Annotated in this window: 25 protein-coding genes and 1 pseudogene; 16 read left to right on the top strand and 10 right to left on the bottom strand. The window is 67.2% G+C overall.

Features of this window, described 5'->3' with window-relative positions; genetic code table 11:
- Window positions 1–62: 62 nt before the first annotated feature.
- The gene (thrS, locus tag IAE41_RS14705; protein ID WP_200733618.1) at window positions 63–1964 is read right to left on the bottom strand and encodes a threonine--tRNA ligase; all 1902 of its coding nucleotides are present in this window, start codon (window positions 1962–1964) and stop codon (window positions 63–65) included.
- A gap of 360 nt (window positions 1965–2324) precedes the next feature.
- Here thrS and IAE41_RS14700 point away from each other — a divergent pair, with 360 nt between their 5' ends.
- The 4 genes from IAE41_RS14700 to IAE41_RS14685 are packed head-to-tail and all read left to right on the top strand — an operon-like array spanning window position 2325 to window position 6615.
- Window positions 2325–4463: a TonB-dependent siderophore receptor gene (locus IAE41_RS14700; RefSeq protein ID WP_200733617.1), complete on the top strand. Its 2139-nt coding sequence runs from the start codon at window positions 2325–2327 to the stop codon at window positions 4461–4463.
- 7 nt (window positions 4464–4470) lie between these two features.
- Window positions 4471–4782, top strand: a complete 312-nt coding sequence (locus IAE41_RS14695; protein ID WP_200733616.1) for a hypothetical protein — start codon at window positions 4471–4473, stop codon at window positions 4780–4782.
- Entirely contained in the window at window positions 4782–5045 is a 264-nt protein-coding gene (locus IAE41_RS14690) for a hypothetical protein (protein WP_108758148.1), read from the top strand. The genes IAE41_RS14695 and IAE41_RS14690 overlap by 1 nt, the downstream gene beginning before the upstream one ends.
- Before the next feature lie 10 nt (window positions 5046–5055).
- A complete protein-coding gene (locus tag IAE41_RS14685) occupies window positions 5056–6615 on the top strand; it encodes a PepSY-associated TM helix domain-containing protein (protein ID WP_079222590.1) in 1560 nt (519 codons plus the stop codon).
- A 123-nt stretch (window positions 6616–6738) separates the two neighbouring features.
- On the opposite strand, the gene IAE41_RS14680 is transcribed toward IAE41_RS14685, so the two are convergent.
- Window positions 6739–7923, bottom strand: coding sequence for a glycoside hydrolase family 18 protein (locus IAE41_RS14680; protein WP_200733615.1), 1185 nt, complete (start codon window positions 7921–7923; stop codon window positions 6739–6741).
- A 92-nt stretch (window positions 7924–8015) separates the two neighbouring features.
- Here IAE41_RS14680 and IAE41_RS14675 point away from each other — a divergent pair, with 92 nt between their 5' ends.
- The gene (locus tag IAE41_RS14675; RefSeq protein ID WP_200733614.1) at window positions 8016–9005 is read left to right on the top strand and encodes a hypothetical protein; all 990 of its coding nucleotides are present in this window, start codon (window positions 8016–8018) and stop codon (window positions 9003–9005) included.
- Between the two features lie 107 nt (window positions 9006–9112).
- Window positions 9113–10177: a serine hydrolase gene (locus tag IAE41_RS14670; protein ID WP_200733613.1), complete on the top strand. Its 1065-nt coding sequence runs from the start codon at window positions 9113–9115 to the stop codon at window positions 10175–10177.
- Here IAE41_RS14670 and IAE41_RS14665 read toward each other — a convergent pair.
- The 5 genes from IAE41_RS14665 to rbfA all read right to left on the bottom strand — a co-directional run bounded on the left by IAE41_RS14665 (window position 10146) and on the right by rbfA (window position 16018).
- A complete protein-coding gene (locus IAE41_RS14665; RefSeq protein ID WP_200733612.1) occupies window positions 10146–11711 on the bottom strand; it encodes a winged helix-turn-helix transcriptional regulator in 1566 nt (521 codons plus the stop codon). The genes IAE41_RS14670 and IAE41_RS14665 overlap by 32 nt on opposite strands.
- A gap of 215 nt (window positions 11712–11926) precedes the next feature.
- Window positions 11927–14035, bottom strand: coding sequence for a polyribonucleotide nucleotidyltransferase (gene pnp, locus IAE41_RS14660; RefSeq protein WP_200733611.1), 2109 nt, complete (start codon window positions 14033–14035; stop codon window positions 11927–11929).
- 150 nt (window positions 14036–14185) lie between these two features.
- On the bottom strand, window positions 14186–14446 hold the full coding sequence (gene rpsO, locus IAE41_RS14655; protein WP_005410445.1) for a 30S ribosomal protein S15: 261 nt from the start codon (window positions 14444–14446) through the stop codon (window positions 14186–14188).
- 173 nt (window positions 14447–14619) lie between these two features.
- The gene (gene truB, locus IAE41_RS14650; protein ID WP_079222596.1) at window positions 14620–15528 is read right to left on the bottom strand and encodes a tRNA pseudouridine(55) synthase TruB; all 909 of its coding nucleotides are present in this window, start codon (window positions 15526–15528) and stop codon (window positions 14620–14622) included.
- Window positions 15529–15634: 106 nt separating this feature from the next.
- Window positions 15635–16018, bottom strand: coding sequence for a 30S ribosome-binding factor RbfA (gene rbfA / locus IAE41_RS14645; protein WP_019660575.1), 384 nt, complete (start codon window positions 16016–16018; stop codon window positions 15635–15637).
- Between the two features lie 162 nt (window positions 16019–16180).
- Here rbfA and IAE41_RS14640 point away from each other — a divergent pair, with 162 nt between their 5' ends.
- The 4 genes from IAE41_RS14640 (at window position 16181) to IAE41_RS14625 (ending at window position 18489) form a co-directional block, all read left to right on the top strand.
- A complete protein-coding gene (locus tag IAE41_RS14640; protein WP_200733610.1) occupies window positions 16181–16624 on the top strand; it encodes a pilin in 444 nt (147 codons plus the stop codon).
- A 171-nt stretch (window positions 16625–16795) separates the two neighbouring features.
- Window positions 16796–17251 (top strand): pilin, encoded by a 456-nt coding sequence (locus IAE41_RS14635; RefSeq protein WP_200733609.1) that lies wholly within the window; start codon window positions 16796–16798, stop codon window positions 17249–17251.
- Between the two features lie 115 nt (window positions 17252–17366).
- The gene (locus IAE41_RS14630) at window positions 17367–17843 is read left to right on the top strand and encodes a pilin (RefSeq protein WP_200733608.1); all 477 of its coding nucleotides are present in this window, start codon (window positions 17367–17369) and stop codon (window positions 17841–17843) included.
- A gap of 103 nt (window positions 17844–17946) precedes the next feature.
- The gene (locus IAE41_RS14625; protein ID WP_200733607.1) at window positions 17947–18489 is read left to right on the top strand and encodes a hypothetical protein; all 543 of its coding nucleotides are present in this window, start codon (window positions 17947–17949) and stop codon (window positions 18487–18489) included.
- Here the strand turns inward: IAE41_RS14625 and IAE41_RS14620 are convergent.
- Window positions 18458–18715: a hypothetical protein gene (locus IAE41_RS14620; RefSeq protein WP_200733606.1), complete on the bottom strand. Its 258-nt coding sequence runs from the start codon at window positions 18713–18715 to the stop codon at window positions 18458–18460. The genes IAE41_RS14625 and IAE41_RS14620 overlap by 32 nt on opposite strands.
- 396 nt (window positions 18716–19111) lie before the next feature.
- On the opposite strand from IAE41_RS14620, the gene IAE41_RS14615 reads away from it, so the two are divergent.
- The 5 genes and pseudogenes from IAE41_RS14615 to IAE41_RS14595 all read left to right on the top strand — a co-directional run bounded on the left by IAE41_RS14615 (window position 19112) and on the right by IAE41_RS14595 (window position 21435).
- Entirely contained in the window at window positions 19112–19387 is a 276-nt protein-coding gene (locus IAE41_RS14615; RefSeq protein ID WP_200733605.1) for a hypothetical protein, read from the top strand.
- 9 nt (window positions 19388–19396) lie between these two features.
- Window positions 19397–19630, top strand: a complete 234-nt coding sequence (locus IAE41_RS14610) for a DUF1653 domain-containing protein (protein WP_200733604.1) — start codon at window positions 19397–19399, stop codon at window positions 19628–19630.
- Window positions 19631–19702: 72 nt separating this feature from the next.
- Window positions 19703–20470 (top strand): transporter, encoded by a 768-nt coding sequence (locus tag IAE41_RS14605; protein WP_200733603.1) that lies wholly within the window; start codon window positions 19703–19705, stop codon window positions 20468–20470.
- 47 nt (window positions 20471–20517) lie between these two features.
- Window positions 20518–21090 carry a TetR/AcrR family transcriptional regulator gene (locus tag IAE41_RS14600; RefSeq protein ID WP_200733602.1) on the top strand — a complete coding sequence of 191 codons (573 nt, stop codon included), beginning with the start codon at window positions 20518–20520 and terminating at the stop codon, window positions 21088–21090.
- 13 nt (window positions 21091–21103) lie between these two features.
- A pseudogene (locus IAE41_RS14595) lies at window positions 21104–21435 on the top strand (SMR family transporter).
- 32 nt (window positions 21436–21467) lie between these two features.
- On the opposite strand, the gene IAE41_RS14590 reads toward IAE41_RS14595, so the two are convergent.
- On the bottom strand, window positions 21468–21641 hold the full coding sequence (locus tag IAE41_RS14590) for a DUF1328 domain-containing protein (RefSeq protein ID WP_108747071.1): 174 nt from the start codon (window positions 21639–21641) through the stop codon (window positions 21468–21470).
- 97 nt (window positions 21642–21738) lie between these two features.
- Window positions 21739–22377 (bottom strand): LysE family translocator, encoded by a 639-nt coding sequence (locus tag IAE41_RS14585; RefSeq protein ID WP_079222581.1) that lies wholly within the window; start codon window positions 22375–22377, stop codon window positions 21739–21741.
- 151 nt (window positions 22378–22528) lie between these two features.
- Between IAE41_RS14585 and IAE41_RS14580 the strand changes: the two genes are divergently transcribed.
- Entirely contained in the window at window positions 22529–23221 is a 693-nt protein-coding gene (locus IAE41_RS14580; RefSeq protein ID WP_200733601.1) for an aspartate/glutamate racemase family protein, read from the top strand.
- Window positions 23222–23353: the final 132 nt, after the last annotated feature.

Raw genomic sequence — 23353 nt, 5'->3', positions numbered from 1 at the left:
TTACGTTCTCCCAAGGGTATCGAACCGGTCCGGGTGCCTGTGCGCCCGGACCGGACCTTTGCTTACGCGCCCTCGGCCTGGAGCCGCTCGATGAAGGCCTGCAGGCTCATGCTGCCCAGGTCTTCGCCAGAACGCGTACGCACCGCCACAGCTCCATTTTCCTTCTCGCGGTCACCGATGACCAGCAGGTAAGGCACGCGCTGCAACGTATGCTCGCGGATTTTATAGCCGATCTTCTCGTTACGCAAATCCGAGCTGACGCGGAAGCCTTGCTCCGCAAGGGTCTTGGTCACGCTGGAGACGTATTCAGCCTGGGCATCGGTGATGTTGGCCACCACCACCTGGGTCGGCGCCAGCCAGGCCGGGAACTGGCCAGCGTGGTGCTCGATCAGGATGCCGAGGAAGCGCTCCATCGAGCCGACGATGGCCCGGTGCAGCATGACCGGATGCTTCTTCTGGCTGTTTTCGTCCACGTACTCGGCGCCCAGGCGGCCCGGCATCATGAAGTCGACCTGCATGGTGCCCAGCTGCCAGGTACGGCCGATCGCGTCCTTCAGGTGGTACTCGATCTTCGGGCCGTAGAAGGCACCCTCGCCCGGCAGCTCCTGCCATTCCACACCACAGGCGGTCAGCGCCGAACGCAGCGCGCCTTCGGCCTTGTCCCAGGTGGCGTCGTCACCCAGGCGCGATTCCGGGCGCAGGGCGATCTTGATCTGGATCTCGTCGAAACCGAAGTGCTGGTAGACCGCCAGCGCCTGCTGGTGGAACGCGGTCACTTCCGATTCGATCTGGTTCTCGGTGCAGAACACATGGCCATCGTCCTGGGTGAAACCACGCACGCGCAGGATGCCGTGCAGCGCGCCGGACGGCTCGTTGCGGTGGCAGGAACCGAACTCACCGTAGCGGATCGGCAGGTCGCGGTAGCTGTGCAGGCCCTGGTTGAACACCTGGACATGGCCCGGGCAGTTCATCGGCTTGACCGCGTAGGTGCGCTTCTCCGATTCGGTGAAGAACATGTTGTCCTGGTAGTTGTCCCAGTGGCCGGACTTCTTCCACAGGCTCACGTCCAGGATCTGCGGGCAGCGCACTTCGCCGTAGCCGCTGCTGCGGTAGACCTTGCGCATGTACTGCTCGACCACCTGCCACAGCGCCCAGCCCTTGGGGTGCCAGAACACCAGGCCCGGGGCCTCTTCCTGCAGGTGGAACAGGTCCTGCTGCTTGCCGATGCGGCGGTGGTCGCGCATTTCAGCTTCTTCGATGCGCTTGATGTACGCCTCGAGCTGCTTCTTGTCGGCCCAGGCGGTGCCGTAGATGCGCTGCAGCTGTTCGTTCTGCGCATCGCCACGCCAGTAGGCGCCGGAAATGCGGGTCAGCTTGAAGGCCTTCAGGAAGCGCGTGTTCGGCACGTGCGGGCCGCGGCACATGTCCACGTATTCCTGGTGGTAGTACATGCCCATCGCCTGGATGTCGTCGGACATGTCCTTGATCAGGCGCAGCTTGTAGTCCTCGCCACGGGCCTTGAAGATCTCCACCACTTCAGCGCGCGGCGTCACCTTCTTGATGACGTCGTAGTCCTGGGCGATCAGCTCGCCCATGCGCTTCTCGATGGCGGCCATGTCTTCCGGCGTGAACGGGCGCTCGGAATAGATGTCGTAGTAGAAGCCTTCGGCGATGACCGGACCGATCACCATCTTCACGTCGGGGTACAGCTGCTTGACGGCATGGCCGACCAGGTGGGCGCAGGAGTGGCGGATGATTTCCACGCCCTCCTCGTCCTTGGCGGTAATGATGCGCAGGCGGGCATCGTGGTCGATGACGTCGCTGGCATCGACCAGCACGCCATCGACCGAACCGGCGATGGTGGCCTTGGCCAGGCCGGCGCCGATCGACTGGGCGACGTCCATGACGCTGACGGGGTTTTCGAATTCGCGGCGGCTGCCGTCGGGAAGGGTGATATTGATCATCGCAATGGCTTCGTGCGGGGCCCGCTCGGGCGGGCTGGAAAGCGTTCCGGGCGGTGCCCGGGCAATAAAAAAGCGCCGCGAGGGCGCCTGCGGAACAGGGCCTTCGGGGGCAGGTCAGCGGTGGGCGGTGGTAGTGCTCATGTCGCACGCTCGGCCGGCGCTGGGCGCGGGCCACCTTGTTCCAGTCAGGGTTCTGCGTCGATCTTAAACCAGCGCGCGGCAAAGCCCAAGCCAGCCGGGCCAATGCCGTGCCGGGGCGGCTGAATGGCGGCCGCTGGCGGGGCCAGATGGCAATGATTACCATACGCAGGCGTTTCTCACTTGCGTGTGGCGCGCCCCTTCCCGGCCCTGGATCCGCCCATGTCTACGCAGTCGCTGCCGGTTCGTACCGGCCTGTTCCGTGCCCCGCTGTCCACCCTGGCGCTTGCGCTGGCCGCAGCCCTGTCCGGCGCGCTTCCCACCCTGGCCCAGGCCGATGAAGCGCGCACGCTGGACACCGTGCAGGTGACCGCCCCCATCGCCACCGAAAGCGGCAGCGCGACCAAGACCGACACCCCGCTGCGCGAGATTCCGCAGTCGATCTCGGTCATCACCGACCGGCAGATGCGCGACCGTGGCATCCACGGCGTGGAGGAAGCGGTGTGGTACACCGCCGGTGCCCAGGGCGGCCAGTACGGCGAGGACACGCGAAGCGACTGGCTGCTGGTGCGCGGCTTCAAGCCCGCCCGCTACCTCGATGGCCTGGCCACGGTGGAAGGCACCTGGACCGGCGAATCGCGCATCGAGCCGTATGGCCTGGAGCGCATCGACGTGCTGAAGGGCCCGGCCTCGGTCAACTACGGCGCGATGCCGCCGGGCGGCCTGGTCAATTTCGTCAGCAAGCGCCCCAGCGCCAACCCGCTGCAGGAAGTGGAACTGCAGGTCGGCAACTACGGCCTGAAGCAGGCCGCCTTCGACATCGGCGGCGCGCTCAACGACAGCGGCAGCGTGCTGTACCGCCTGGTCGGCCTGGCCCGCAACAGCGACAACGTCATCGACCAGGTCCATGACGACCGCTACTACCTCGCCCCGTCCATCACCTGGACTCCGGACGAGGCCAATTCGCTGACCGTGCTGGCCCGCTACCAGAAGAACGACACGGTCGAGACCGGCGGCTTCCTGCCCTACCAGGGCACGGTGGTGCCCGGTGCCAACGGCCGCTACATCTCCCGCCACTTCTTCAGCGGCGAGCCGGGGGTGAACGACTACACCAAGGAAGCCGCGTCGCTGGGCTATGAGTTCCGCCACGATTTCGGCGACGGCACCGTGTTCAACCAGAACGTGCGCTACAGCTGGGCCGAAGTGGATGCCAGCCACGGCAGCCTGGGCCTGTTCGGCCTGGCCGCGCCGGACAGCACCGAGCTGGTGCGCTACTACTACCCGCGCATGGACACCTCCGAGAGCGTGGCCATCGACAACAACCTGACGTTCCGCTTCCACAGCGGCCGCGTCGAGCACACCGTGCTGGCCGGGCTGGACTACCGCCGCGCGCGCGACGACTACGCCTCGGCGTTCCTGTTCGGCGCGCCCAGCATCGATGCCTACAACCCGGTATACGGCGCGCCCGTGCAGGTGCCCGACTACACCTCGCGGCAGGTGCAGACGCAGGGCACGCTGGGCCTGTACCTGCAGGACCAGATCCGCATCGACCGCTGGCTGGTGACCCTGGCCGGCCGCCAGGACTGGGTCGGCACCGATACCGAACAGCGCATCGGCGGCACCGGCACCGCCCACCAGAGCGATGACCAGTTCTCCGGCCGGGTCGGCGTGAACTACCTGTTCGACAACGGGGTCAGCCCCTACGTCAGCTGGTCGCAGTCGTTCCAGACCACCATCGGCACCGATTTCGAAGGCCGCGCCTTCGTGCCGACCACCGGCGAGCAGTTCGAGGCCGGCGTGAAGTACCAGCCTGAAGGTGGCCGCCTCCTGCTGACCGCCGCTGCCTACCAGATCGAACAGGACAACACGCTCACCGTCGACCCGCAGCACACCCTGTTCTCGATCCAGCAGGGCCAGACCCGCGTGCGCGGCGCCGAGCTGGAAGGCCGCTGGAACATCGGCCAGGGCCTGAGCGTGTATGGCAGCTACACCCGCCTGGACGCCAAGGTCCGCCGCAGCACCGATGCCGCCTCGCTGGGCAAGCGGGTGGCGCTGGTGCCGAAGGAAAGCGCCTCGCTCGGCGCCGACTACACCTTCACCGCCGGCGCGCTGAGCGGCTTCGGCTTCGGTGCGGGCGTGCGCTACAACGGTGGCATCTACGGCGACATCTACAACGACTGGTACACCCCGTCGTTCACCCTGATCGATGCCAGCGTGCACTACGACCGTGGCCCGTGGCGCCTGCAGGTGAACGCCGCCAACGCGGCCGACAAGAAGTACGTGTCGGCCTGCAACAGCGCGACGTGGTGCTACTACGGCTACCCACGCACCGTCACCGCCAGCCTGCGTTACCAGTGGTGAGCCGACGATGATCACCGTGGGCCTGTCCACGCTGGGCTTCTGCAGCCTGGCCATGCTGTCGGCGATGTTTTCCGCCCTGGCGTTCTACGCGGCATCGCCGCACTGCCGCTGGCCACGCCTGCGCCGTGCCGGCCGCCTGGGCCGGCAGATCGGCATGGTCGCGGCGGTCGCCTCGCTGTGGCTGTGGATGGCCGAACTGGGCGTTGCCGCCGGCCTGGTGGCGATGCTGTGCACCTGGATGCTGGTGGCCCTGCTGCTGCCGGCACTGGCGGCCTGGCACCGCCCGGCGATGGATGGCAGCGCACGGGAGCCGCGCTGATGTGGATGCGCGCCCTGTCGGGCATCTTCGCTGGCTTCTTCCTTGCCGCCGCTGCCACCGGCCTGCTGACCTGGCTGCCGCCGGGGCCGTGGCCGAGCGCGGTGGTGCCGGCCCTGATCGCCTTCGTCCCGCTGTGGATGCTGGCGGCGCTGTGGGCCTTCAGTTTCCGCACGGTGGCGCGCGCCTGGCTGGTGCCCGCCGCCTGTGCCGCCGGCGGCTTCGCCGCGCTGTGGCTGCTGCGCCTGAGCGGCGCGGTGCAATGAGAACGACCGCATGAAATTCAGCTCGCAGACCCTGCGTACCTTCACCACCCTGCACACGTGGGTCGGCCTGGTGGCCGGCTTCGGCCTGTTCGTGGCGTTCTATGCCGGTGCCCTCACCCTGTTCCACCACGACCTGCCGATGTGGCAGACGCCGGGTGCGGCCAGCGTGCTGCCGGCCGGGCTGGATGATGCGCAGTACCTGCTGGACGACGTGCTGGCCAAGCACCCGGAGGCACGCCGCCATGTCGGCATGACCTTCCCCGGCGCCGAGCACCCGCAGCCGCTGGCCTACTGGCAGGGGGCCGACGGCGGCTGGCGTTATGCCTGGCCCGGCCAGACCGGCGGCAGCCCGACGCCGCCGCAGGCCGGCCTGGCCGAGCTGGTCAACGAACTGCACTACAGCCTGGGCCTGCCAGTGGCCGGCATCTACGTGATGGGCATCGTCAGCCTGCTGTACGGCATGGCCCTGCTCAGCGGCGTGGTCATCCACCTGCCCAAGCTGCTGGGTGACCTGTTCGCGCTGCGCCCGGGCCGCAACCTCAAGCAGATGTGGCAGGACGCGCACAACGTGATCGGCGTGCTCAGCCTGCCGTTCCACCTGATGTTCGCGGTGACCGGCGCCCTGCTCTGCCTGGTGTTCATCCAGATCGCCCTGCTCAACCCGCTCATCTTCGAAGGCAAGGCCATGCAGGTGGTGCCGGCGGCGATGGACACCGCGCCGGTGCGCGAGGCCGCAGGCGTGCCGGCCGCACCGGGCAGCCTGCGCGAGCTGCACGCACGCGCCCTGGAAGTGGCGCGCGCACAGGGCGTTGCCGATTTCGAACCGGCCTACCTGAAGCTGGCCAACGGCGCAGATGCCAACGCCACCATCGAGATCACCGGCGAATCCAGCGGCACCCTCGGCCCGCTTGGCTCGGTCGCACTGGATGTGGCCAGCGGCCGCGTCCTGGCCAGCCAGCTGCCCGGCCATCGCGATGCCAACCACGCCACGCTCAGCGCGGCGTACGCCCTGCACTTCGGCGAGTTCGGCAACGGCGTGGTGGTCTGGCTGTACTTCCTGCTGGGGCTGGGCGGCGCCTTCCTGTTCTACTCGGGCAACCTGCTGTGGATCGAATCGCGGCGCAAGCGCCGGCAGCCGCAGCAGCCGCGTTCGGGAGTGAACATGGCGCGGGCGACGGTGGGCGTGTGCATCGGCCTGTGCGTGGCGATTTCGGTGGCGTTCGTCACCGCGCTGGTGCTCGAACGGGTGGCCCCGGCCGCGGTGGACCACGGCATCCGCTGGGCCTGCTTCGGCACCTGGGCGGCGTGCGCGCTGTGGGCGGCCCTGCGCCGGCCGGCGCAGGCCGCGCGTGAACTGCTGTGGGCCGCAGCCATCAGCACCGCCCTGGTGCCGGTGATGCATGGCGCACTCAACGGCGACTGGCCGTGGCTGGCCGCCGCGCGCGGGCTGTGGCCGCTGTTCTGGATCGACGTGGTGGCCCTGGCGATGGCGTTCGGCTTTGCGCGGCTGGCGGTGGCCAGCCAGCGCCGTGCCCGTGATGGCGACCCCAACAGCGTGTGGGCCAATTGAGGCACCCGCCGGGCATGGCCCGGCGCTACCGGTACGCACCGCCCCGGTAGAGTCGAGCTTGCTCGACTGCTGTTGATTTCGCGCCGAAGGCAGTCGAGCAAGCTCGACTCTACAAAGGCGCGCTTAATCGCCGACGCGGGCCTTGTGCCACGGTGCCAGCATGGCGTTGAGCAGGCTGGCCTGCTCGTCATCGCCGGTCAGCTCCCACATGAACACGCCGGCCAGGCCCTGCTCGCGGGCGAACTGCGCACGCAGGCCGATGGAACGCGGGTCTTCGTAGCTGATGAAGATCTTCTCTGCCGCGTTGTACAGCCAGGGGCTCTGCGCCTGCGGCTGCCAGTGTTTCGTCCAGCCCGGCTGGTCCAGGTAACGGTGCTTGATCACCCGCCAGTCGCCGGCATCGGCCGGTGCGCTGTAGGCCTGGTACACCCCATCAGGCGCCTCGCCGGTCACCTTGAAGCCACGCCCGTAGAACGGCACGCCCAGCACCAGCTTGTCGGCCGGCACGCCATGGTCGCGGTAGTACTGCACCGCACCGGCCACGTTGTTCCAGCGCCGCAGCTCCGGCGCCAGCGGGTCGGCCGCCACCTCATGCAGCGGCGCATTGAAGGTGGACACCGCCGAGAAGCCGGTGCCCATGTCGTAACTCATCAGGTTGATGAAATCGAGCACATTGGCCAGCGCCGGCAGGTCATAGCTGGCGGCCGGATCATACGGGCCATCGGTCTGCAGGCGGCCGGCTGCGAGGGCGGCGGTCAGCAGCATCGGCTGGCCAAGCCTGCGGCCGCGCGCATCCAGCGCCACGCGGAACGCCTGCGCGAGCCGGGTCATGTTCGCGCGGTCCTGCGGTCGATGGGCCAGCTCCTTCGGGCCGCCACTGACCGGGAATTCCCAGTCGATGTCCACGCCATCGAAGCTGCCCGCGTACTGGTCGAAGAACAGCGCCATGCACGAATCCACCAGGCGCTTGCGGCTGGCCACGGTCAGCGCGGCATCGGAAAAGCCACCTGCGCCCCAGCCGCCGATGGAGATCAGCGTGCGCAGGTGCGGGTGCGCCTTCTTCAGCTCGGCCAGCGCGGCGAAGTTGTCCGCCGCTTCGGCGCCGACCGTGCAGCGCCCTGCTTCGATGGTGGAGAACGCATAGAACAGGTGGGTGAGGCGATCGGCTGGAATACGCGACACCGGGTAGCGCTCGGCCGAACCGCCGGGGTAGTAGGCACCGTAGATCGGCGGCTGCGCCGCGTGGCTGGCGACAGGAACGGCGGCGGCGATCAGCAGGGCAAGCCCGGCCAAGGTCTGGCGCAACATGGAAACTCCCGGTAGGTAGAGACGAGCGTGCTCGACTCTACACGGATCCGGCATCGGCTAAGGTAGCCGCGGATCTTCAATCGCACACGGACATGAGCACAGACGACAACGCCTCCCACGATGACACCCAGGATGCACTGCAGGCCCTGGAGGCACGCGCCTATGCGGCGTTCGACGATGGCGAATTGGTGCAGGCGGCAGACCTGTTCGGCGAGCTGATCGGCCATGCGCCGGAGATCCCCTACCTGCATTACATGCGCGGGCTGGCGCACAAGTACCTGCGCAACTGGCCTGCTTCGCTGCAGGACAACCTGCGTTCGGCGCAGGTACGCGGCGACTTCGACGAGGCCACGGCCTGGAATGCCGGCATCGCTGCCTCGGCCCTGGGCGACTGGGCCGAGGCACGCCGGCAGTGGACGCACTGTGGCATCACCCTGCCCGAGGGTGAGGGGGCGATCGCAGGCGACTTCGGCGTGGCCTGCGTGCGCCTGGCACCCTGGGCCGATGCCGAGGTGGTGTACATGAGCCGCATCGACCCGGTGCGCGCGCGCATCGACAACGTGCCTCTGCCCGAAAGCGGCTTCCGCTTCGGCGACATCGTGCTGCACGACGGTGCCTGCACGGGCCTGCGCACCTACCGCGACATCGAGGTGCCGGTGTTCAACGCGATGCAGCGCCTGCAGGCATCGGACATGGCGACCTTCACCGTGTTCGTGCAGTGCGACGGCCCCGAGGACGTCGCAGCCCTGGAGGCCATGGCCCTGCCCGGCATCGGCACGGTCGAGGATTGGACCGCAACCGTGCGCCGGCTGTGCCGCCGCTGCAGCTACGGCACGCCGCACCGGCATGACGACGACGCCGGCAACGATGATGGCGGTGGCTGGGCACGCGAGCGCGATCTGGGTATTGCCGCCCAGGGCCGGGCCGCGGTGGAAAAGCTGCTGGCCACCTGGACCGCTGCGGCACCGGGACGCGTGCTGCAGGCCATCGAGCAGCGCGAGCATCCGCTGAGTGATCCGGCGCCGGGCCAGGTGTGGTGGCTGGGCGAGGAAGAAGAGGATGAGCGCGTCAACCAAGGTTGACACCCACACGCCTTGTGGCACAGGGGCTTCAGCATTCTTCAGGCAGGTTTCCAGCACTTCAGGCGCCACGCAGGTTCAATCGGGCTCCCCTTTGATGGAGCCCGACGATGCGTTCGACCCTGCCTGCCCTGGCCCTGCTCTGCGCCGTATTCGCCCTGCCCTTCGCGGCCCGCGCCACGCCACCTGACCCAGCCCGCCTGCAGGCCCTGCAGCAGGCCATCGCCACCGACGAACTGAAGCAGATCCGCAGCGTGCTGCTGCAGGTGGATGGCAAGGTGGTCTACGAGGGCTATTTCAACGGCGCCGATGCGCAGACCCTGCACGACGTGCGCTCGGCCAGCAAGGGCGTGACAGCGCTGCTGGTCGGTGCCGCCATCGGCGATGGCACGCTGCCCGGCGTGCAGGCCCGGGTGTACGACTACTTCCCGGCCTTCACTGCCCGGCACGCCATCGATTCGCGCCTGCGCGGCACGACCGTGCAGGACCTGCTGACCATGAGCAGCCTCTGGGAATGCGATGACGAGAACCCGTTCTCGGCCGGCCACGAGGAGCGCATGTACGTGCGCGAGCGCTGGCTGGACTTCGCCCTGGCCCTGCCGGTGAAGGGCTTCGCGCCGTGGATGCAGCGGCCGGAGGACAGCCCGCATGGGCGCTCGTTTGCCTACTGCACCGCCAGCCCGTTCGTGCTGGGCGCCGTGTTGGAACAGGCCAGTGGCCAACCGCTGGCCAAGTACGCCGCACGGGTCCTGGAGCGGCCGCTGGGCATCACCCGCAGCCAGTGGAACCGCTCGCCGGAGGGCATCGGCATGGGCGGCGGCGGCACGCGCTACCGCACGCAGGACCTCGCGCGGTTCGGCCAGCTGGTGCTGGACGGTGGCCGCTGGCAGGGCCGCCAGCTTGTGCCCAGGGACTACATCGAGGCGATGGTGCAGGCGCAGGCAACCACTTCCGACGGCAGCGACTACGGCTACCAGTGGTGGGGCCTGAAGCTGGACGTGCAGGGTTCGCCGCGTACGGTCTGGGCGATGTCCGGCAACGGTGGCAACTACGTCTTCGTGCTGCCCGAGCAGCGCGTGGTGGCGGTGGTCACCAGCCAGGCGTTCAACCGCAACTTCGCCCACCCGCAGTCGCGGCGCATCCTCACCGAGTTCCTGCTGCCGGCGCTGCGCTGAGCGCGGCCAGGTCATCCGGCCGCCACGGTGCCGCCAGCACCAGCGCACGCTGGCGGGCGATGTCGGTGTCGAGACGATCCAGCAGCGCAGGCCACCCCGGGGCGTTGTGCAGGGGCACGAACAGGGGCGTCACGCGCAGCCATGCCACGTCGCGGAAGCCATCATCGACGGCCTGATGCAGCGCTGCCACGGCGTCTGTGTGGCGCCCGCCGGCCTGCAGCAGCAGCGCCCGTTCCAGCGCCGCGTCCGGCCAGCCGTCGCCGGCGTTGGCGGCGCGCTGCTGCAGCCGCTCACCGAGCCACATCGCCCGTGAGGGTGGCACGCCATGCAGGTCCGCCAGGGTCTGGCCGAGCGACTGCTGGGGCCGAAGCTGGCGGCCACGCTCGAACGCCGCGGCGGCCGCCACCGGGTCGCCGGCCAGCAGCGCCAGCTCGCCCTGCAGGCGCAGCAGCTGTGGATGCGGCGTGCCACGCGCGAGCGCCTCGTCCAGCGCCTGCCTGGCCTGCTCCGGCGCGCCGGCCACATACAGGCTGCGTGGCCAGGCGATATTGGAAAACACGTTGTCCGGGTACAGCTGGAAGTTGCGCGCATGGCGCTGCGCGGCGGCCTGGGTGAAGCCGAGCAACTCCAGTTCGCGCGCGACCTGCACGTCACGGAAGCGGACGCGCCCTGGCGCCTTCAGCGACAGGTTCCCGCGCAATGCCGTGACCAGCTCGCCACGCTCCTGCTGCAGGTAGGCCAGCGATGCGCGGCTGCGTTCGTCGGCGGGGTCCAGCTCGATGGCGCGCGAGTAGCCCGCGATGGCCTGCCGCATGTTGCCCAGGCAATCCTGCGCGTAGCCCCACAGAGCGTGCGCAGCAGCATCATCCGGCGCGCGCTGGCGCTCCTGGTCGGCCAGGCGCAGTGCTTCTTCCATCTGTGCGGGCGTGCCGTTGAACAGACACCTCTGCGCGGACAGCGCCCGTGACAGGCCACGGCGGGCCGGTACGGATTCGGGATCGGCCTGCAGCGCCTGCCGGTACAGGCTGATCGCCCGTTCGTTGTTGCTGGCCTGGCCGATGCTGGCGTAATAGTCGGCGCGTTGCAGCACCGGCTGCGCGGCACCCTGCGGTGCTGGCCGCGGCCACAGCACGAACACGATCGCGGCCACGGCAACGGCCGCGGCAGCCGTGGCTGTCCAGCCGGCCTTCCGGTCCCATCCTGATCGCGCGGGCGGTGCACTGACCGCGACCGGTTGCGCGCAGAGCTGATAGCCGCGGCCGCGCACGGAACGGATGTAACGCGGGTGCCGGCTGTCATCACCAAGGGCCTGGCGCAGCAGCTTGACCCGCTGGCTGACCGCGTCTTCGCCGACCACCGCCGGTGCCCACACCTCGGCGGCCAATGTATCGAAATCCACGACGTCGGTACCGTGGGCCAGCAGCACGTCCAGCAGGATCCAGGTCATGCCGCTTATCGGCAGCGGTTCGCCGGCACGGCTGACCCGTCGGGCCGGGCGATCGATGTCCAGGTCCAGCAGGCGAAGGGTGTCCATGGGCGAAGCATAGCGTTACGGCTGCGCCGGAATACAGGCAAAGAAAAAGCGGGCCGAAGCCCGCTTTTTCATTTCAGCGAAGGTGTGAGGACCAACGGTCCTCACCTACCGACCTCGGCGCGAAAGCGTGAGGACCAACGGTCCTCACCTACCGACCTCGGCGCGAAGGTGTGAGGACCAACGGTCCTCACCTACCGTCATCGACCAGAGGTCGATTACTCGGCGCTGGCGCCTTCGCCTTCTTCGACGGCCTTCATCGACAGGCGGATACGGCCCTGCTTGTCGACTTCCAGGACCTTGACCTTGACCACATCGCCTTCCTTCAGCACGTCGCCGACCTTCTCGACGCGGTCGCTGGAGATCTGCGACACGTGGACCAGACCGTCCTTGCCCGGCAGGATCGTGACGAACGCACCGAAGTCCATGATCTTGGCGACCTTGCCTTCGTAGATGCGGCCCGGCTCGACGTCCGAGGTGATCTGCTCGATGCGGGCCTTGGCGGCCTGGGCAGCGATGGCATTGACCGAAGCGATGACGATGGTGCCGTCATCCTGGATGTCGATCTGGGTGCCGGTTTCCTTGGTGATGGCCTGGATGGTCGAGCCACCCTTGCCGATCACTTCGCGGATCTTGTCCGGGTGGATCTTGATGGTCAGCAGACGCGGCGCGTAGTCCGACAGCTCTTCACGCGGAGCGGTCAGGCCGTGGGCCATTTCGCCCAGGATGTGCAGACGGCCAGCCTTGGCCTGCTGCAGAGCCTGCTTCATGATCTCTTCGGTGATGCCTTCGATCTTGATGTCCATCTGCAGGGCGGAGATGCCCTCAGCGGTACCGGCAACCTTGAAGTCCATGTCGCCCAGGTGATCTTCGTCACCCAGGATGTCGGACAGGACGACGAAGCGATCGCCTTCCTTGACCAGGCCCATGGCGATACCGGCAACCGGTGCCTTCACCGGCACGCCGGCGTCCATCAGGGCCAGCGACGAACCGCAGACCGAGGCCATCGACGAGGAGCCGTTCGACTCGGTGATTTCCGAGACGACGCGGATGGTGTACGGGAAGGATTCCAGCGACGGCATCACAGCCAGCACGCCGCGCTTGGCGAGGCGACCGTGGCCGATTTCGCGGCGCTTCGGGCCCATCATGCGGCCGGTCTCACCCACCGAGTAGGGGGGGAAGTTGTAGTGGAACAGGAAGTTTTCCTTGTACTCACCGGAGACGGCATCGATGACCTGGCCATCACGGGCGGTGCCCAGGGTGATGGTCACGATGGCCTGCGTTTCACCGCGGGTGAACAGCGAGGAACCGTGGGTACGCGGCAGGATGCCGGTCTGCACGGCGATCGGGCGGACGGTGTCCAGCGCACGGCCGTCGATGCGGACCTTGGTGTCCAGCACCGAGTTGCGCATGGTGCTGTATTCCAGCTCGCCGAATTCCTTCGACAGCTCGGCCAGGTTCCAGCCTTCAGCGGCCACGCGGCCAGCCAGGGTTTCGACCACGTCCTTCTTGATCGCCGAGATGGCGTCACGGCGCTGCAGCTTGTCGCGCACCTGGAAGGCTTCGCCCAGGCGCGGGCCGATGGCTTCCTGCAGGGCGCTGATCAGCACGTCGTTCTTGGCCGGGGCCACCCAGGTCGACGGCTTGGTGCCGGCTTCCACGGTCAGCTCGTTGATCGCGTTGATGACCTTCTGCATTTCGCGGTGACCGAAGGTCACGGCGCCCAGCATCACGTCTTCGGACAGCAGTGCGGCTTCGGATTCAACCATCAGCACGGCGTTGGCGGTACCGGCAACGACCAGCTCCAGCTCCGAATCCTTCAGTTCCGACACGGTCGGGTTGAGGATGTACTCGCCGTTCTTGTAGCCGACCTTGGCGGCGGCGATCGGACCCTTGAACGGGGTACCGGCCAGCGACAGGGCAGCCGAGGCACCGATCAGCGCCGGGATGTCACCGTCGATTTCCGGGTTCAGCGACATCACCGTGGCGATGATCTGGACTTCGTTCTTGTAGTCTTCCGGGAACAGCGGACGGATCGGACGGTCGATCAGACGCGAGATCAGGGTTTCCTTCTCGGTCGCGCGGCCTTCGCGCTTGAAGAAGCCACCCGGGATACGGCCACCTGCGTAGAACTTCTCCTGATAGTCACAGGTCAGGGGGAAGAAATCCTGGCCTTCGCGCGCGCTCTTGGCGGCAACGGCGGAGACCAGCAGCACGGTGTCGTCGAACTTGACGATGACGGCGCCACCGGCCTGACGGGCGATTTCGCCGGTTTCAAGCGTGACGGTGTGCTTGCCGTACTGGAAGGTTTTGGTGATTTTTGCCACGGAGGGTGTCCTTGGGGATGCTGTCTGCGAGTTTGGACCGTCGGCGACCCTTGCCGCCTGCGGGTGACCGGATCGTTCCGGTCTGAATCGGTATTTCGATGCTACAAAACAAAACCGCGGCGCATCGCTGCGCCGCGGGGGATTCTTTGCTTAGCGACGCAGGCCAAGCTTTTCGATCAGGGCCTTGTAGCGCTCGACGTCCTTCTTCTTCAGGTAGTCGAGCAGGCTGCGACGGCGGTTGACCATCTGCAGCAGGCCGCGGCGGCTGTGGTGGTCCTTCTTGTGGGTCTTGAAGTGGCCGGTCAGCAGTTCGATGCGGGCGGTCAGCAGGGCAACCTGGACTTCCGGGGAGCCGGTGTCAGCCGAGCTGCGCTTGTTGTCTTCAATGACCTTCTGGGTGTCGATCGACATTTTCTTTTTCTCTGTGATGCGTGGCCGGCAGGAACGCGCTTCGCGCACCGCCAGGCTCGCCGTGGACTACGAGGATGAAACCTGCGCGAGGCAGGTTGCCGGAAAACGGCCGCGAAATTGTAACGGTCAGGGGCTCCGGGAACAAGGACCGGGGCTGAACCGCCCTCCCCCTGTCAGAGGTTGAACCGGCGCTGCGGGGCCAGCAGGCCACTGTCGTCGACCTGGCCCAGGCCTTGGACAGCATCGTCCGGACCGTACACGGCCACCAGGCCGCGCGGCCATGATGCGTCGCGCTGGCGCTGGCCGACACAGAAGCGATGGGCCTGTTCAGCGTCGAGGTCGACGCGCGGGTATTCGGCCAGGCCGGCGGCCAACGGCAGCAGCAGTGCGTCCATGCCTGCTTCGTCGCCGGCCTCGACCATCGCCCGCAGCTGGTCCAGGGTGACCATGGCCGGGGCATGGAACGGCTCGACCCACAGCCGGCGCAGCGCGCTGATGTGGGCGCCGCAGCCCAGCGCCTCGCCGAGGTCGCGGGCCAGGCTGCGGATGTAGGTGCCCGAACCACAGGTCACGCGCAGGCGCAGGCGATCGGCCTGCTGCTCGAGCACCTCGATGGCCTGCACGTGCACCTCGCGCTCGGGCGCCTCGATGGCTTCACCGCGGCGGGCCTTCACATACAGCGGCTCACCACCCTGCTTCAGCGCCGAATAGATCGGTGCCCGCTGCAGGATGCGGCCGGTCAGCGGCGCCAGGGCGGCCTGCAGGGCCTCGGCACTGATGGCCGGCACCGGGCGCTGCAGCAGCACCTGGCCTTCGGAATCGTCGGTATCGGTGGTCTGGCCGAGCTGGATCTCGGCGTCGTAGGCCTTGGCCGAGCCCAGCAGCAGGCCGGCGATCTTGGTCGCCTCGCCGAAGCAGAGCGGCAGCAGGCCGGTGGCCAGCGGGTCAAGGCTGCCGGTATGGCCGCCCTTTTCGGCACGGAACAGGCGGCGGGCCACCTGCAGGGCGGCGTTGGAGCTCATGCCGGTCGACTTGTCGAGCAGCAGGATGCCATCCAGGCGGCGGAACTGAATTCGGGTCATGACAGATACGGGTAGCGCCGGGCCATGCCCGGCGAGCGCGAAGCGCGGCCAGCGTCCGGCCTCGCACGGTCAGAATGGAAAACGCCGGGCATCACCCGGCGCAAGCTTATTCTTCGTCGCTCTCGCGACGCTTCTCCGCGGCCAGCGTATCGGGCAGGTCGCGCAGGAGGTTGTCGATGTGCTCACCACGGTCGACCGAGTCGTCGTAGTGGAAATGCAGCTCAGGCACGTGGCGCAGCTTCATCGCGCGGGCCAGGTCCATGCGCAGGCGGTAGCCCAGCTCCTTCAGGCCGGCCACGGCTTCGGCCGAACGTTCCGGCATCAGCGCGGTGACGAACACCTTGGCATGGGCCATGTCGCGGGTGATTTCCACGTCGGACACGCTCACCGAGGGCAACCCGTGCTCGCGCACGGCGTTGTGCACCAGGGTGCCGAGTTCACGGCGCAGCTGGGCGGAGACACGGTCGGTTCGATGGAAAGTCTTGGGCACGAGAGGCTCTTGGTTCAGTTGTCGCCCGACCAACGGTCGGGCGCTACCGGTGGGGCTGATGGGTGTGGACCGGCCCCCTCGGTGGGGGGGGGGCCGGGGGGGGCCCCCCCCCGGCACTGGGATGTCTTCCTCCCAAGGAACACAGGAGGGAGAGCCACTGCCATGCATGCAGCTTCTCCGGAACACAGGGACATCGTGCTGCCGCCTCGGGCCAGACCCTGGGCGGCCATTGCCATTGCGGCGGCGATTGCCGCCCTTTATGCGGTCATCCTGGCCGCGCCTACACTCGGCCGCACTACCGAACGCGAATACCTGCACGCCGCCGTCGCCCACCTTGGCGAAGTGATCCAGGCCGTGGAAGCCAGCTACGCAGGCGGCGATCTGCGGATCAGCGACCAACATCTCGGCCTGCCCGCCAGCGCGGCGTTCTGCAGGCAACTGCGCATGCACCTGCCCGACACCGGGCACGCACGACTGCGCTGCGAACTCCGCGGCGATGCGCTCGTGCGCGGCACCCTGGTATTGCAGCGCACGCCACAAGGTACCTGGAGCTGTGTAGCTGACGTACCCGACCCGCAACTGCTGCCAGCAGCCTGCCGTCCGTGAACCGTATTGATTCAACAAATGGGAAAAGTGGGGAGATCAATCCGCCGGAGGCCAATTTTCCCATTAATGGAATATACCCGGAGCGACGCCCGTGATTATCTATCGCCACGCCACGAAGCACGAGCTATCGCGGCGATTTCGATGAATAACCCACATCACCGAGGAAAGAAGATGGACACCTCTCGTTTCCGCACACATCGTGCATCCCGCATAAACTCCCGACAGAAAGGCTTCTCGCTCATCGAGCTTATGGTGGTCGTGGCGATCATCGGCATCCTGGCGATGATTGCGCTTCCGCAGTACCAAAAATTTTCCGCCAAAGCGAAGCTGGCGAGCGCACTGGCAGAGATAGCGGGCGGAAAAGTTGGCGTCGAGTCACTCCTGGCTGCGGGCACCGAGGTAACCACAGCGGCATCGATTGGCCTCCCCGATTCCAGCTCACGCTGCAGCTTCATTACTGTCACGGCAGATGCCGTAAGTGGTGCCACAAGCATCGACTGCCGGCTTGAGAGCGACGCCACATTTGGCACCGGCAGCCTGACGTTGAGTCGCGACCCGAATGGCACCTGGCTCTGCGAGAGCGACATCCCTCAGCAGGATCTACTTCCGCGCGGCTGTCAGGCCTGACCGCAGGCACATGCCGCTGCGCAGGCTCTCATCCCTGCATACAGTCGCATGTGCCTCTCCAGTCACTGCCTCATACCGTTCCCGGCTCAATGTTGGCTTCGCCATGGAGGAAACAATGGAAAACGAACTACCAAAGGATGGCCGTGCAGCTAAACGCGTGCAAGGCCAGCAAGGCTTCTCTCTGATAGAGCTGATGGTCGTCGTGGGCATCATCGCGATCCTGTCCATGATCGCAGTCCCGCAGTACAAGAAGTTCACTACAAGATCAAAGCTGGCTGCAGCCTTGGCAGACATAGCTGGCGGGAAGGCGGGCGTGGAAGCGTGGCTGGCAGAGCGAGGCGATATCTATGGCTCAGACAACAGGAAACTGGGGCTGCCAGAAAGTAGCGAACGCTGCGAAACCATTATAGTGCGCCCCTTTGCGAACGTGGAAATCGAATGCCTCCTGCGTCCTGATGCCGGCTACAACGTTGGCACGTGGAGCATGAACCTGATGCTGATAAGGGATTCAGACACTCATGAATGGCGCTGCTGGACTGCCATTCCCTATTACGACCTCCTCCCAAAGGGCTGCGGCCCCGATAATCCATAGCCTGTGTGAAATAAATTGGACATCCGGGCGAGTCCATCGTCGTCAATGACGCGGCGAAGCCAACACCGTGCATCCAACATGGCTCGTACTTAAGGAGTTGGGCGTGCGGAAGTTCATCAGTCTCTCGCGCATCACCCACTACACCCACATGTCCACCGTACCCGCCGCCAACGACGATCGGTTTACCCCGGAAAGCCCTGTTGCCATCACCCCCAGGCTGTACGGCCAAGCCCACGCCCTGGTCATCGCAGATGCAAACCCCTGGGTCCGCAGCGAGCTCATCCTCGGCATTTTCCCGCATCTGCAGGGTCAGGCTCCCCGCGAAGCCCGCTCACCGTCGGAGGTACTGGCGCGCATTGCCGACCCGGCCTGCAAAGTGCTGGTCATCGACCCCTGCATGCCTACCATTGGCCAAAGCGATGGCATTCCCCTGCTGCGGCGCATCTGCTGCCTGCGCCGCGACCTGCTCATCCTGGTGCTGTCCGAGGAGCCGCAGCGGTTGCTGCAGGACAAGGCTCTGCCAGGGAGGATCGAACACGTCCACACCAAAACCGTCAGCCGTCCGTGGCTGTGGCGCTTCGTCATCCCGGCACTGAGCCGGGATGCGGCTGGCGTCACGCCGCTGGCGCAGGATGCAGCGCCGTAACCTGCACCGGCGCGACAGCCACCGCCTGGAAACGCACGGCTTCGATGCTGTCGCCCAGCGCTTCCACGCGCACGATGCTTTCCTGCCCGGTGCGGCGATAGTGATCCCCGGCCCGCTCGACGGCGGTATCGAAGGCGGCAGCCCCCGAACCGAACGCTTCGGCGCTGCCCGCAGCGGGATCCAGCAGCGACCACTGGGCGGCACTGCATTTGACGGTAATGACCATGACGGACTCCTGTGGTGGAAGGCGCAGGGGCCAGAGGCCGTCTGCTGATGCCATCCACCCTAGTCAGCCGGTCAGGGGCGGCCTATCAGATAAGTACGAAAAATCCGCACGGAGCTGTCAGAACGCCACCCCCATCACATCTATGAGTCCGTTTAGTGAAGGTTTTCCGTGACTCTTGTCACGAAGTCAGGCGCGCTTCACACTACCGTCACTAACAGGGGCCCCTTCCACATGCGCACCTCGCTTCCGCTGCAGCGTTCGACCTTGCTGAAGTTCTACTTCGTGGCCAGCTATCTGGTCCTGCTTGAGGAGCTGGTCCGCGCCAGCATCAGCTGAGCGCTTGTTGCCGGCGCGGAAGCAGCCGACACTGAGGCCTCCGGACCCGAGGCCATTCCGATGAAGATCGCCCTTCTGCCGGTGCTGCTGGTGCTGGCACTGAGCGCCTGCGCACAGCCCGAACCCGCGCCCGCCCGGGATGCCGCCGCCGCCGTGCCCGTGGTCGGCGGTGATCGCGACGCCCACGGCTGCATCGGTTCGGCCGGCTACCAATGGTGCCAGCGCAGCGGGCGCTGCGAGCGGCCATGGGAGTTGGCCCAGGCCCAAGGCCTGGCCAACACCGCCGAGGCCATTGATGCCTGGTGCGCGCTGCCGCCCACGCCCGCGCGGAAGTAGAATTCCCGGATGTCCGACCTCAGCCCCCTGCCCCGCCTCGAGCCGGGCCGTTACCGCCATTTCAAGGGCGGTCTGTACGAAGTGCTCGATATCGTGCGCAGCAGCGAAACCCTGCAACCGCAGGTGCTGTACCGCGCGCTCTACGGCGAAGGTGGCCTGTGGGTACGCCCGTACGCCATGTTCGTCGAGCAGGTGCCCGGCGAGCACGGCCCGCAGCCGCGCTTCGCCCGCATCGACGACTGATCCCCGCGTTCACGGCGCCCCGACGCGCGGGTCGCGCATGCTCGGCAACACCCCTCGAGCTCGTCGGCCAGCATGCGCCAGTGCATCGTTCTGTTCGGGCTTTCCATGGCCTGCCTGTCCGCACGGGCAGAGCCTCCGTCCGCCCCGCCCGCCTTTGATCGGCCCGGCCTCGGCTTCAGTACCGACACGGTAGGCCGTGGCGCCGTCGCGCTGGAGTTCGGGCTTCCTTCCTACCTGCGAGAAACCGACGCCGAGGGCGTGCGCAGTACGACCTTGTCCGGCGATGCCCTGCTGCGCACCGGCCTGGCGCCCGGCCTGGAACTGCAGGTATCGGGTACACCGTGGAATCGCCAGCGCCTGCGCGCGCCAGATGGCGAGGACACCCGCCTGCGCGGGGCGGGCGACAGCAGCGTCGGCGTGAAGTGGGCCGGCCCCGGCAGCAATGACCGGACCGCATGGGCGGTGCTGGCCACGGCCGTGGTGGCGCGCGGCGACGCAGCCTTCAGCGATGGCCGGCAATACGCACTTGCGGCGAGCGTGGAGCAGGCCCTGACCGACCGATGGAGCCTGGGGCTGTTTGCCGAGCATCAGCGCGGCGCGGGCCAACGCACGACCACGTGGGCGCCCAGCCTGTCGCTGCAGGCCACCCCGACGGTGTCCACCTATCTGGAAGCAGGCTTCTTCGACGTCAGCGATGCGCCCGACCAGACGCTGGCGGGGGCCGGCCTGAGCTGGCAGGTGCGCCCGGGCGTCCAGCTGGATCTCTCGTTCGACGTCGGCCTGGACGATGACAGCCCGGACCTGCAGATGGCCAGCGGCCTGTCGGTCTACCTGGACTGAGCCGAGGCTGCGCTACAATCATACCGTCCAGTCGGTTTCCTTCATTCATGTCCGCATCCCCCGCTCCCACCCGCCGCAAGGCGCCCGACGTCGTGCGCCAGGCCCTGCTCGACGCGACTGCCCGCGTGATCGGCCAGGGCGGGCTTGCCGCGCTGACCGTGCAGGACGTCGCCCGTGCCGCTGGCGTCAGCAAGGGCGCCCTGTTCCATCACTTCAGCAGCAAACAGGCGCTGCTGGACGCAACGCTGACCGCGCTGGTTTCTGCGTTCGAGCAGGACCTGCGCGCGCACATGCTGCAGGCGTCGCCCGGCCATGGCTGCTTCACCCGCGCCTACGTCGAGGTGAGCTTCAACCACCTGCTGCAGCAGACCCAGGACAACGATATCGGCCTGACCATGGCCAACCTGCTGGAACCGGCAATGCTGGCGCACTGGCGCGAATGGATGCGCGGCATGCTGGCCGAGTTCCCCGGCGAAGCCACCGACCCGCGCCTGTACGCGGCGCGCTGCGCAGCCGATGGCTACTGGGCCACGGCCTATGGCCGCCCGCTGGATGAGGAAGAACGGCGCAATGCGCTGGCCATGGCGGGCGAAGCCCTGAAACTGTGCATGCCCGGCTGACCTGGAGCCCGCGATGAATCCTTATGCCTGCCTGGCCGCCGCCATCGCGCTGGAGGTGATCGCCACCTCGCTGCTGAAAGCGTCCGAGGGGATGAGCCGGCTCGCGCCCACGCTGGGTGCGCTGGCCTGCTACGGCGTGTGCTTCTACCTGCTGGCGCTCACGATGAAATCGATCCCGACGGGCATCGCCTATGCGATCTGGTCCGGCGTGGGCATCGTGCTGATTTCGCTGATCGGCCTGCTGTGTTCAAGCAGCGCCTGGACACGCCGGCACTGATCGGCATCGGCCTGATCTGCGCGGGTGTGCTGGTCATCAATCTGTTCTCGAAAAGCAGCGCGCACTGAGCGCGCTGCCGCCGGCCACCTGGGGCAGGCTGTCAGGCGACCTTCTTGGCCACGCTCCTGCCGATCAGGAACAGGATCACCGCGATGATGATGCCTGCCCAGAACAGGAACTTGGCGATGCCGACTGCGGTACCGGCGATGCCGCCGAAACCGAGCACACCGGCAATGAGGCCGATGACGGCGAAAATGATGGCCCACTTGATCATGTCGATCCTTTCCCCTCAGGGACTGATAACAGTGGGATCAGGTTAGGCAGGCGCCGATGCGGGTGCCGTGAGCGCGCCGCGCGCGCGGCGTGAACGTTCAGCGCGGGCGGAAGCGCAGCAGCGCGACAGCGAACGCGAGGAACACGCTGCCCACCAGCCGTTCGAACCAGCGCTGCGCGAAGGGCTTGGCGAGCCAGCGGCGCAGGCTGTGCCCGCCCGCGGCATACATCACGTACCAGAACAGTTCGCAGGCGGCGAAGGTGGTCACCAGCACCGTGTACTGCAGGCCCTGCGCACGCGCGGGATCGACGAACTGCGGCAGGAATGCGGCGGCGAACAGCAGCAGCTTCGGGTTGCTCAGCCCCACCAGCAGGCCACCGCGGAAGACCGACCACGCACCGTGCACCGGCGCCAGCAGCGGCTCGCTTCCGGTGCCCGTCGCGACCGGACGGCAGCTGTCGCGCCAGGCCTTGATGCCCAGCCAGGCCAGGTAGGCCACGCCCAGGTAACGCAGCACTTCGAACAACATCGGTGAGGAGCGCAGCAACGCACTCAGGCCAGCAGCCGAAGCGGCCAGCACCAGCAGCATGGCCAGCAGGCAGCCGGCCATGGCCGGCACGCTGCGGCGGAAACCCAGCCCGACGCTGCGGCCCAGGATATGCAGCATGTTCGGGCCCGGCGTGCCGCACAGCACGAAGACCGTGGCCAGGAACCACCACCAGGTATGCAGGGCCATTGTTGTTCTCAACGCGGGGGAGCCCACCAGCTTACGGGCTGGCGGCGTGCGGCGGTACGTACAGCGCGGGCCACGAATGACGGTTACAGAGGGCGCCCTGCAAGCGGCCGCCGGTCTGTGCTGCAATGGCGGTTCCAGCATGGAGATACGCATGAAGACCCTGGGCCTGATCGGCGGCATGAGCTGGGAAAGCTCGGCGCAGTACTACCGCCTCATCAACGAGGATGTCCGCCAGCGGCTGGGGGGCGCGCATTCGGCGCAGCTGCTGCTGTGGTCGGTGGATTTCGCCCGCATCAAGCAGATGCAGCACGACGGCGACTGGGACGCGCTGGGCACGGAAATGATCGATGCCGCACGCCGCCTGCAGGCCGGTGGCGCCGACCTGCTGGTGGTCTGCACCAACACCATGCACAAGCTGGCCCCGCAGATGGAAGCCGCCTGCCCGCTGCCGCTGCTGCATATTGCCGACCCCACCGCGCAGGCGATCCTGCAGGCGGGCCTGCGTACGGTGGGCCTGCTCGGCACCGCCTTCACCATGGAAGAGGATTTCTACCGTGGGCGGCTGAGCGATCGTTTCGGGCTGGAGGTACTGGTGCCCGACGCCGACGACCGCCGCGACGTGCACGACATCATCTACCGCGAACTGATCGCAGGCGTGGTCAGCGAAGCTTCGCGACAGGTGTACGTGGACGTGATCGCGCGACTGGTCGCCCGCGGCGCCGAGGCGATCATCCTGGGCTGCACCGAGATCATGCTGCTGGTACGTGAGCAGGACAGCCCGGTGCCGCTGTTCGACACCACTACCCTGCACGCACGCGCCGCCGTGGATGCCGCACTGGCGTAGCGGTTTGTAGAGTCGAGCTTGCTCGACTGCTGTTGCTTTGCTCCGTAGAGTCGAGCTTGCTCGACTGCTTTTGCTTTGCTCCGTAGAGTCGGGGGGGGGGGGGGGGGGGGGGGGGGGGGGGGGGGGGGGGGG

It is taken from the genome of Stenotrophomonas sp. S39 (assembly GCF_016624665.1).
Lineage (GTDB): Bacteria > Pseudomonadota > Gammaproteobacteria > Xanthomonadales > Xanthomonadaceae > Stenotrophomonas.
Note: the sequence above shows the minus strand (reverse complement) of the source record. Positions and strands in the feature narration are given on the sequence as shown.

What these genes read in the sequence shown, in the direction of transcription:
- thrS (WP_200733618.1), bottom strand. Translation starts at nt 1,964, where the DNA reads ATGATCAATATCACCCTTCCCGACGGCAGCCGCCGCGAATTCGAAAAC.
- IAE41_RS14700 (WP_200733617.1), top strand. Translation starts at nt 2,325, where the DNA reads ATGTCTACGCAGTCGCTGCCGGTTCGTACCGGCCTGTTCCGTGCCCCG.
- IAE41_RS14695 (WP_200733616.1), top strand. Translation starts at nt 4,471, where the DNA reads ATGATCACCGTGGGCCTGTCCACGCTGGGCTTCTGCAGCCTGGCCATG.
- IAE41_RS14690 (WP_108758148.1), top strand. Translation starts at nt 4,782, where the DNA reads ATGTGGATGCGCGCCCTGTCGGGCATCTTCGCTGGCTTCTTCCTTGCC.
- IAE41_RS14685 (WP_079222590.1), top strand. Translation starts at nt 5,056, where the DNA reads ATGAAATTCAGCTCGCAGACCCTGCGTACCTTCACCACCCTGCACACG.
- IAE41_RS14680 (WP_200733615.1), bottom strand. Translation starts at nt 7,923, where the DNA reads ATGTTGCGCCAGACCTTGGCCGGGCTTGCCCTGCTGATCGCCGCCGCC.
- IAE41_RS14675 (WP_200733614.1), top strand. Translation starts at nt 8,016, where the DNA reads ATGAGCACAGACGACAACGCCTCCCACGATGACACCCAGGATGCACTG.
- IAE41_RS14670 (WP_200733613.1), top strand. Translation starts at nt 9,113, where the DNA reads ATGCGTTCGACCCTGCCTGCCCTGGCCCTGCTCTGCGCCGTATTCGCC.
- IAE41_RS14665 (WP_200733612.1), bottom strand. Translation starts at nt 11,711, where the DNA reads ATGGACACCCTTCGCCTGCTGGACCTGGACATCGATCGCCCGGCCCGA.
- rpsO (WP_005410445.1), bottom strand. Translation starts at nt 14,446, where the DNA reads ATGTCGATCGACACCCAGAAGGTCATTGAAGACAACAAGCGCAGCTCG.
- truB (WP_079222596.1), bottom strand. Translation starts at nt 15,528, where the DNA reads ATGACCCGAATTCAGTTCCGCCGCCTGGATGGCATCCTGCTGCTCGAC.
- IAE41_RS14640 (WP_200733610.1), top strand. Translation starts at nt 16,181, where the DNA reads ATGCATGCAGCTTCTCCGGAACACAGGGACATCGTGCTGCCGCCTCGG.
- IAE41_RS14635 (WP_200733609.1), top strand. Translation starts at nt 16,796, where the DNA reads ATGGACACCTCTCGTTTCCGCACACATCGTGCATCCCGCATAAACTCC.
- IAE41_RS14630 (WP_200733608.1), top strand. Translation starts at nt 17,367, where the DNA reads ATGGAAAACGAACTACCAAAGGATGGCCGTGCAGCTAAACGCGTGCAA.
- IAE41_RS14620 (WP_200733606.1), bottom strand. Translation starts at nt 18,715, where the DNA reads ATGGTCATTACCGTCAAATGCAGTGCCGCCCAGTGGTCGCTGCTGGAT.
- IAE41_RS14615 (WP_200733605.1), top strand. Translation starts at nt 19,112, where the DNA reads ATGAAGATCGCCCTTCTGCCGGTGCTGCTGGTGCTGGCACTGAGCGCC.
- IAE41_RS14610 (WP_200733604.1), top strand. Translation starts at nt 19,397, where the DNA reads ATGTCCGACCTCAGCCCCCTGCCCCGCCTCGAGCCGGGCCGTTACCGC.
- IAE41_RS14605 (WP_200733603.1), top strand. Translation starts at nt 19,703, where the DNA reads ATGCGCCAGTGCATCGTTCTGTTCGGGCTTTCCATGGCCTGCCTGTCC.
- IAE41_RS14600 (WP_200733602.1), top strand. Translation starts at nt 20,518, where the DNA reads ATGTCCGCATCCCCCGCTCCCACCCGCCGCAAGGCGCCCGACGTCGTG.
- IAE41_RS14590 (WP_108747071.1), bottom strand. Translation starts at nt 21,641, where the DNA reads ATGATCAAGTGGGCCATCATTTTCGCCGTCATCGGCCTCATTGCCGGT.
- IAE41_RS14585 (WP_079222581.1), bottom strand. Translation starts at nt 22,377, where the DNA reads ATGGCCCTGCATACCTGGTGGTGGTTCCTGGCCACGGTCTTCGTGCTG.
- IAE41_RS14580 (WP_200733601.1), top strand. Translation starts at nt 22,529, where the DNA reads ATGAAGACCCTGGGCCTGATCGGCGGCATGAGCTGGGAAAGCTCGGCG.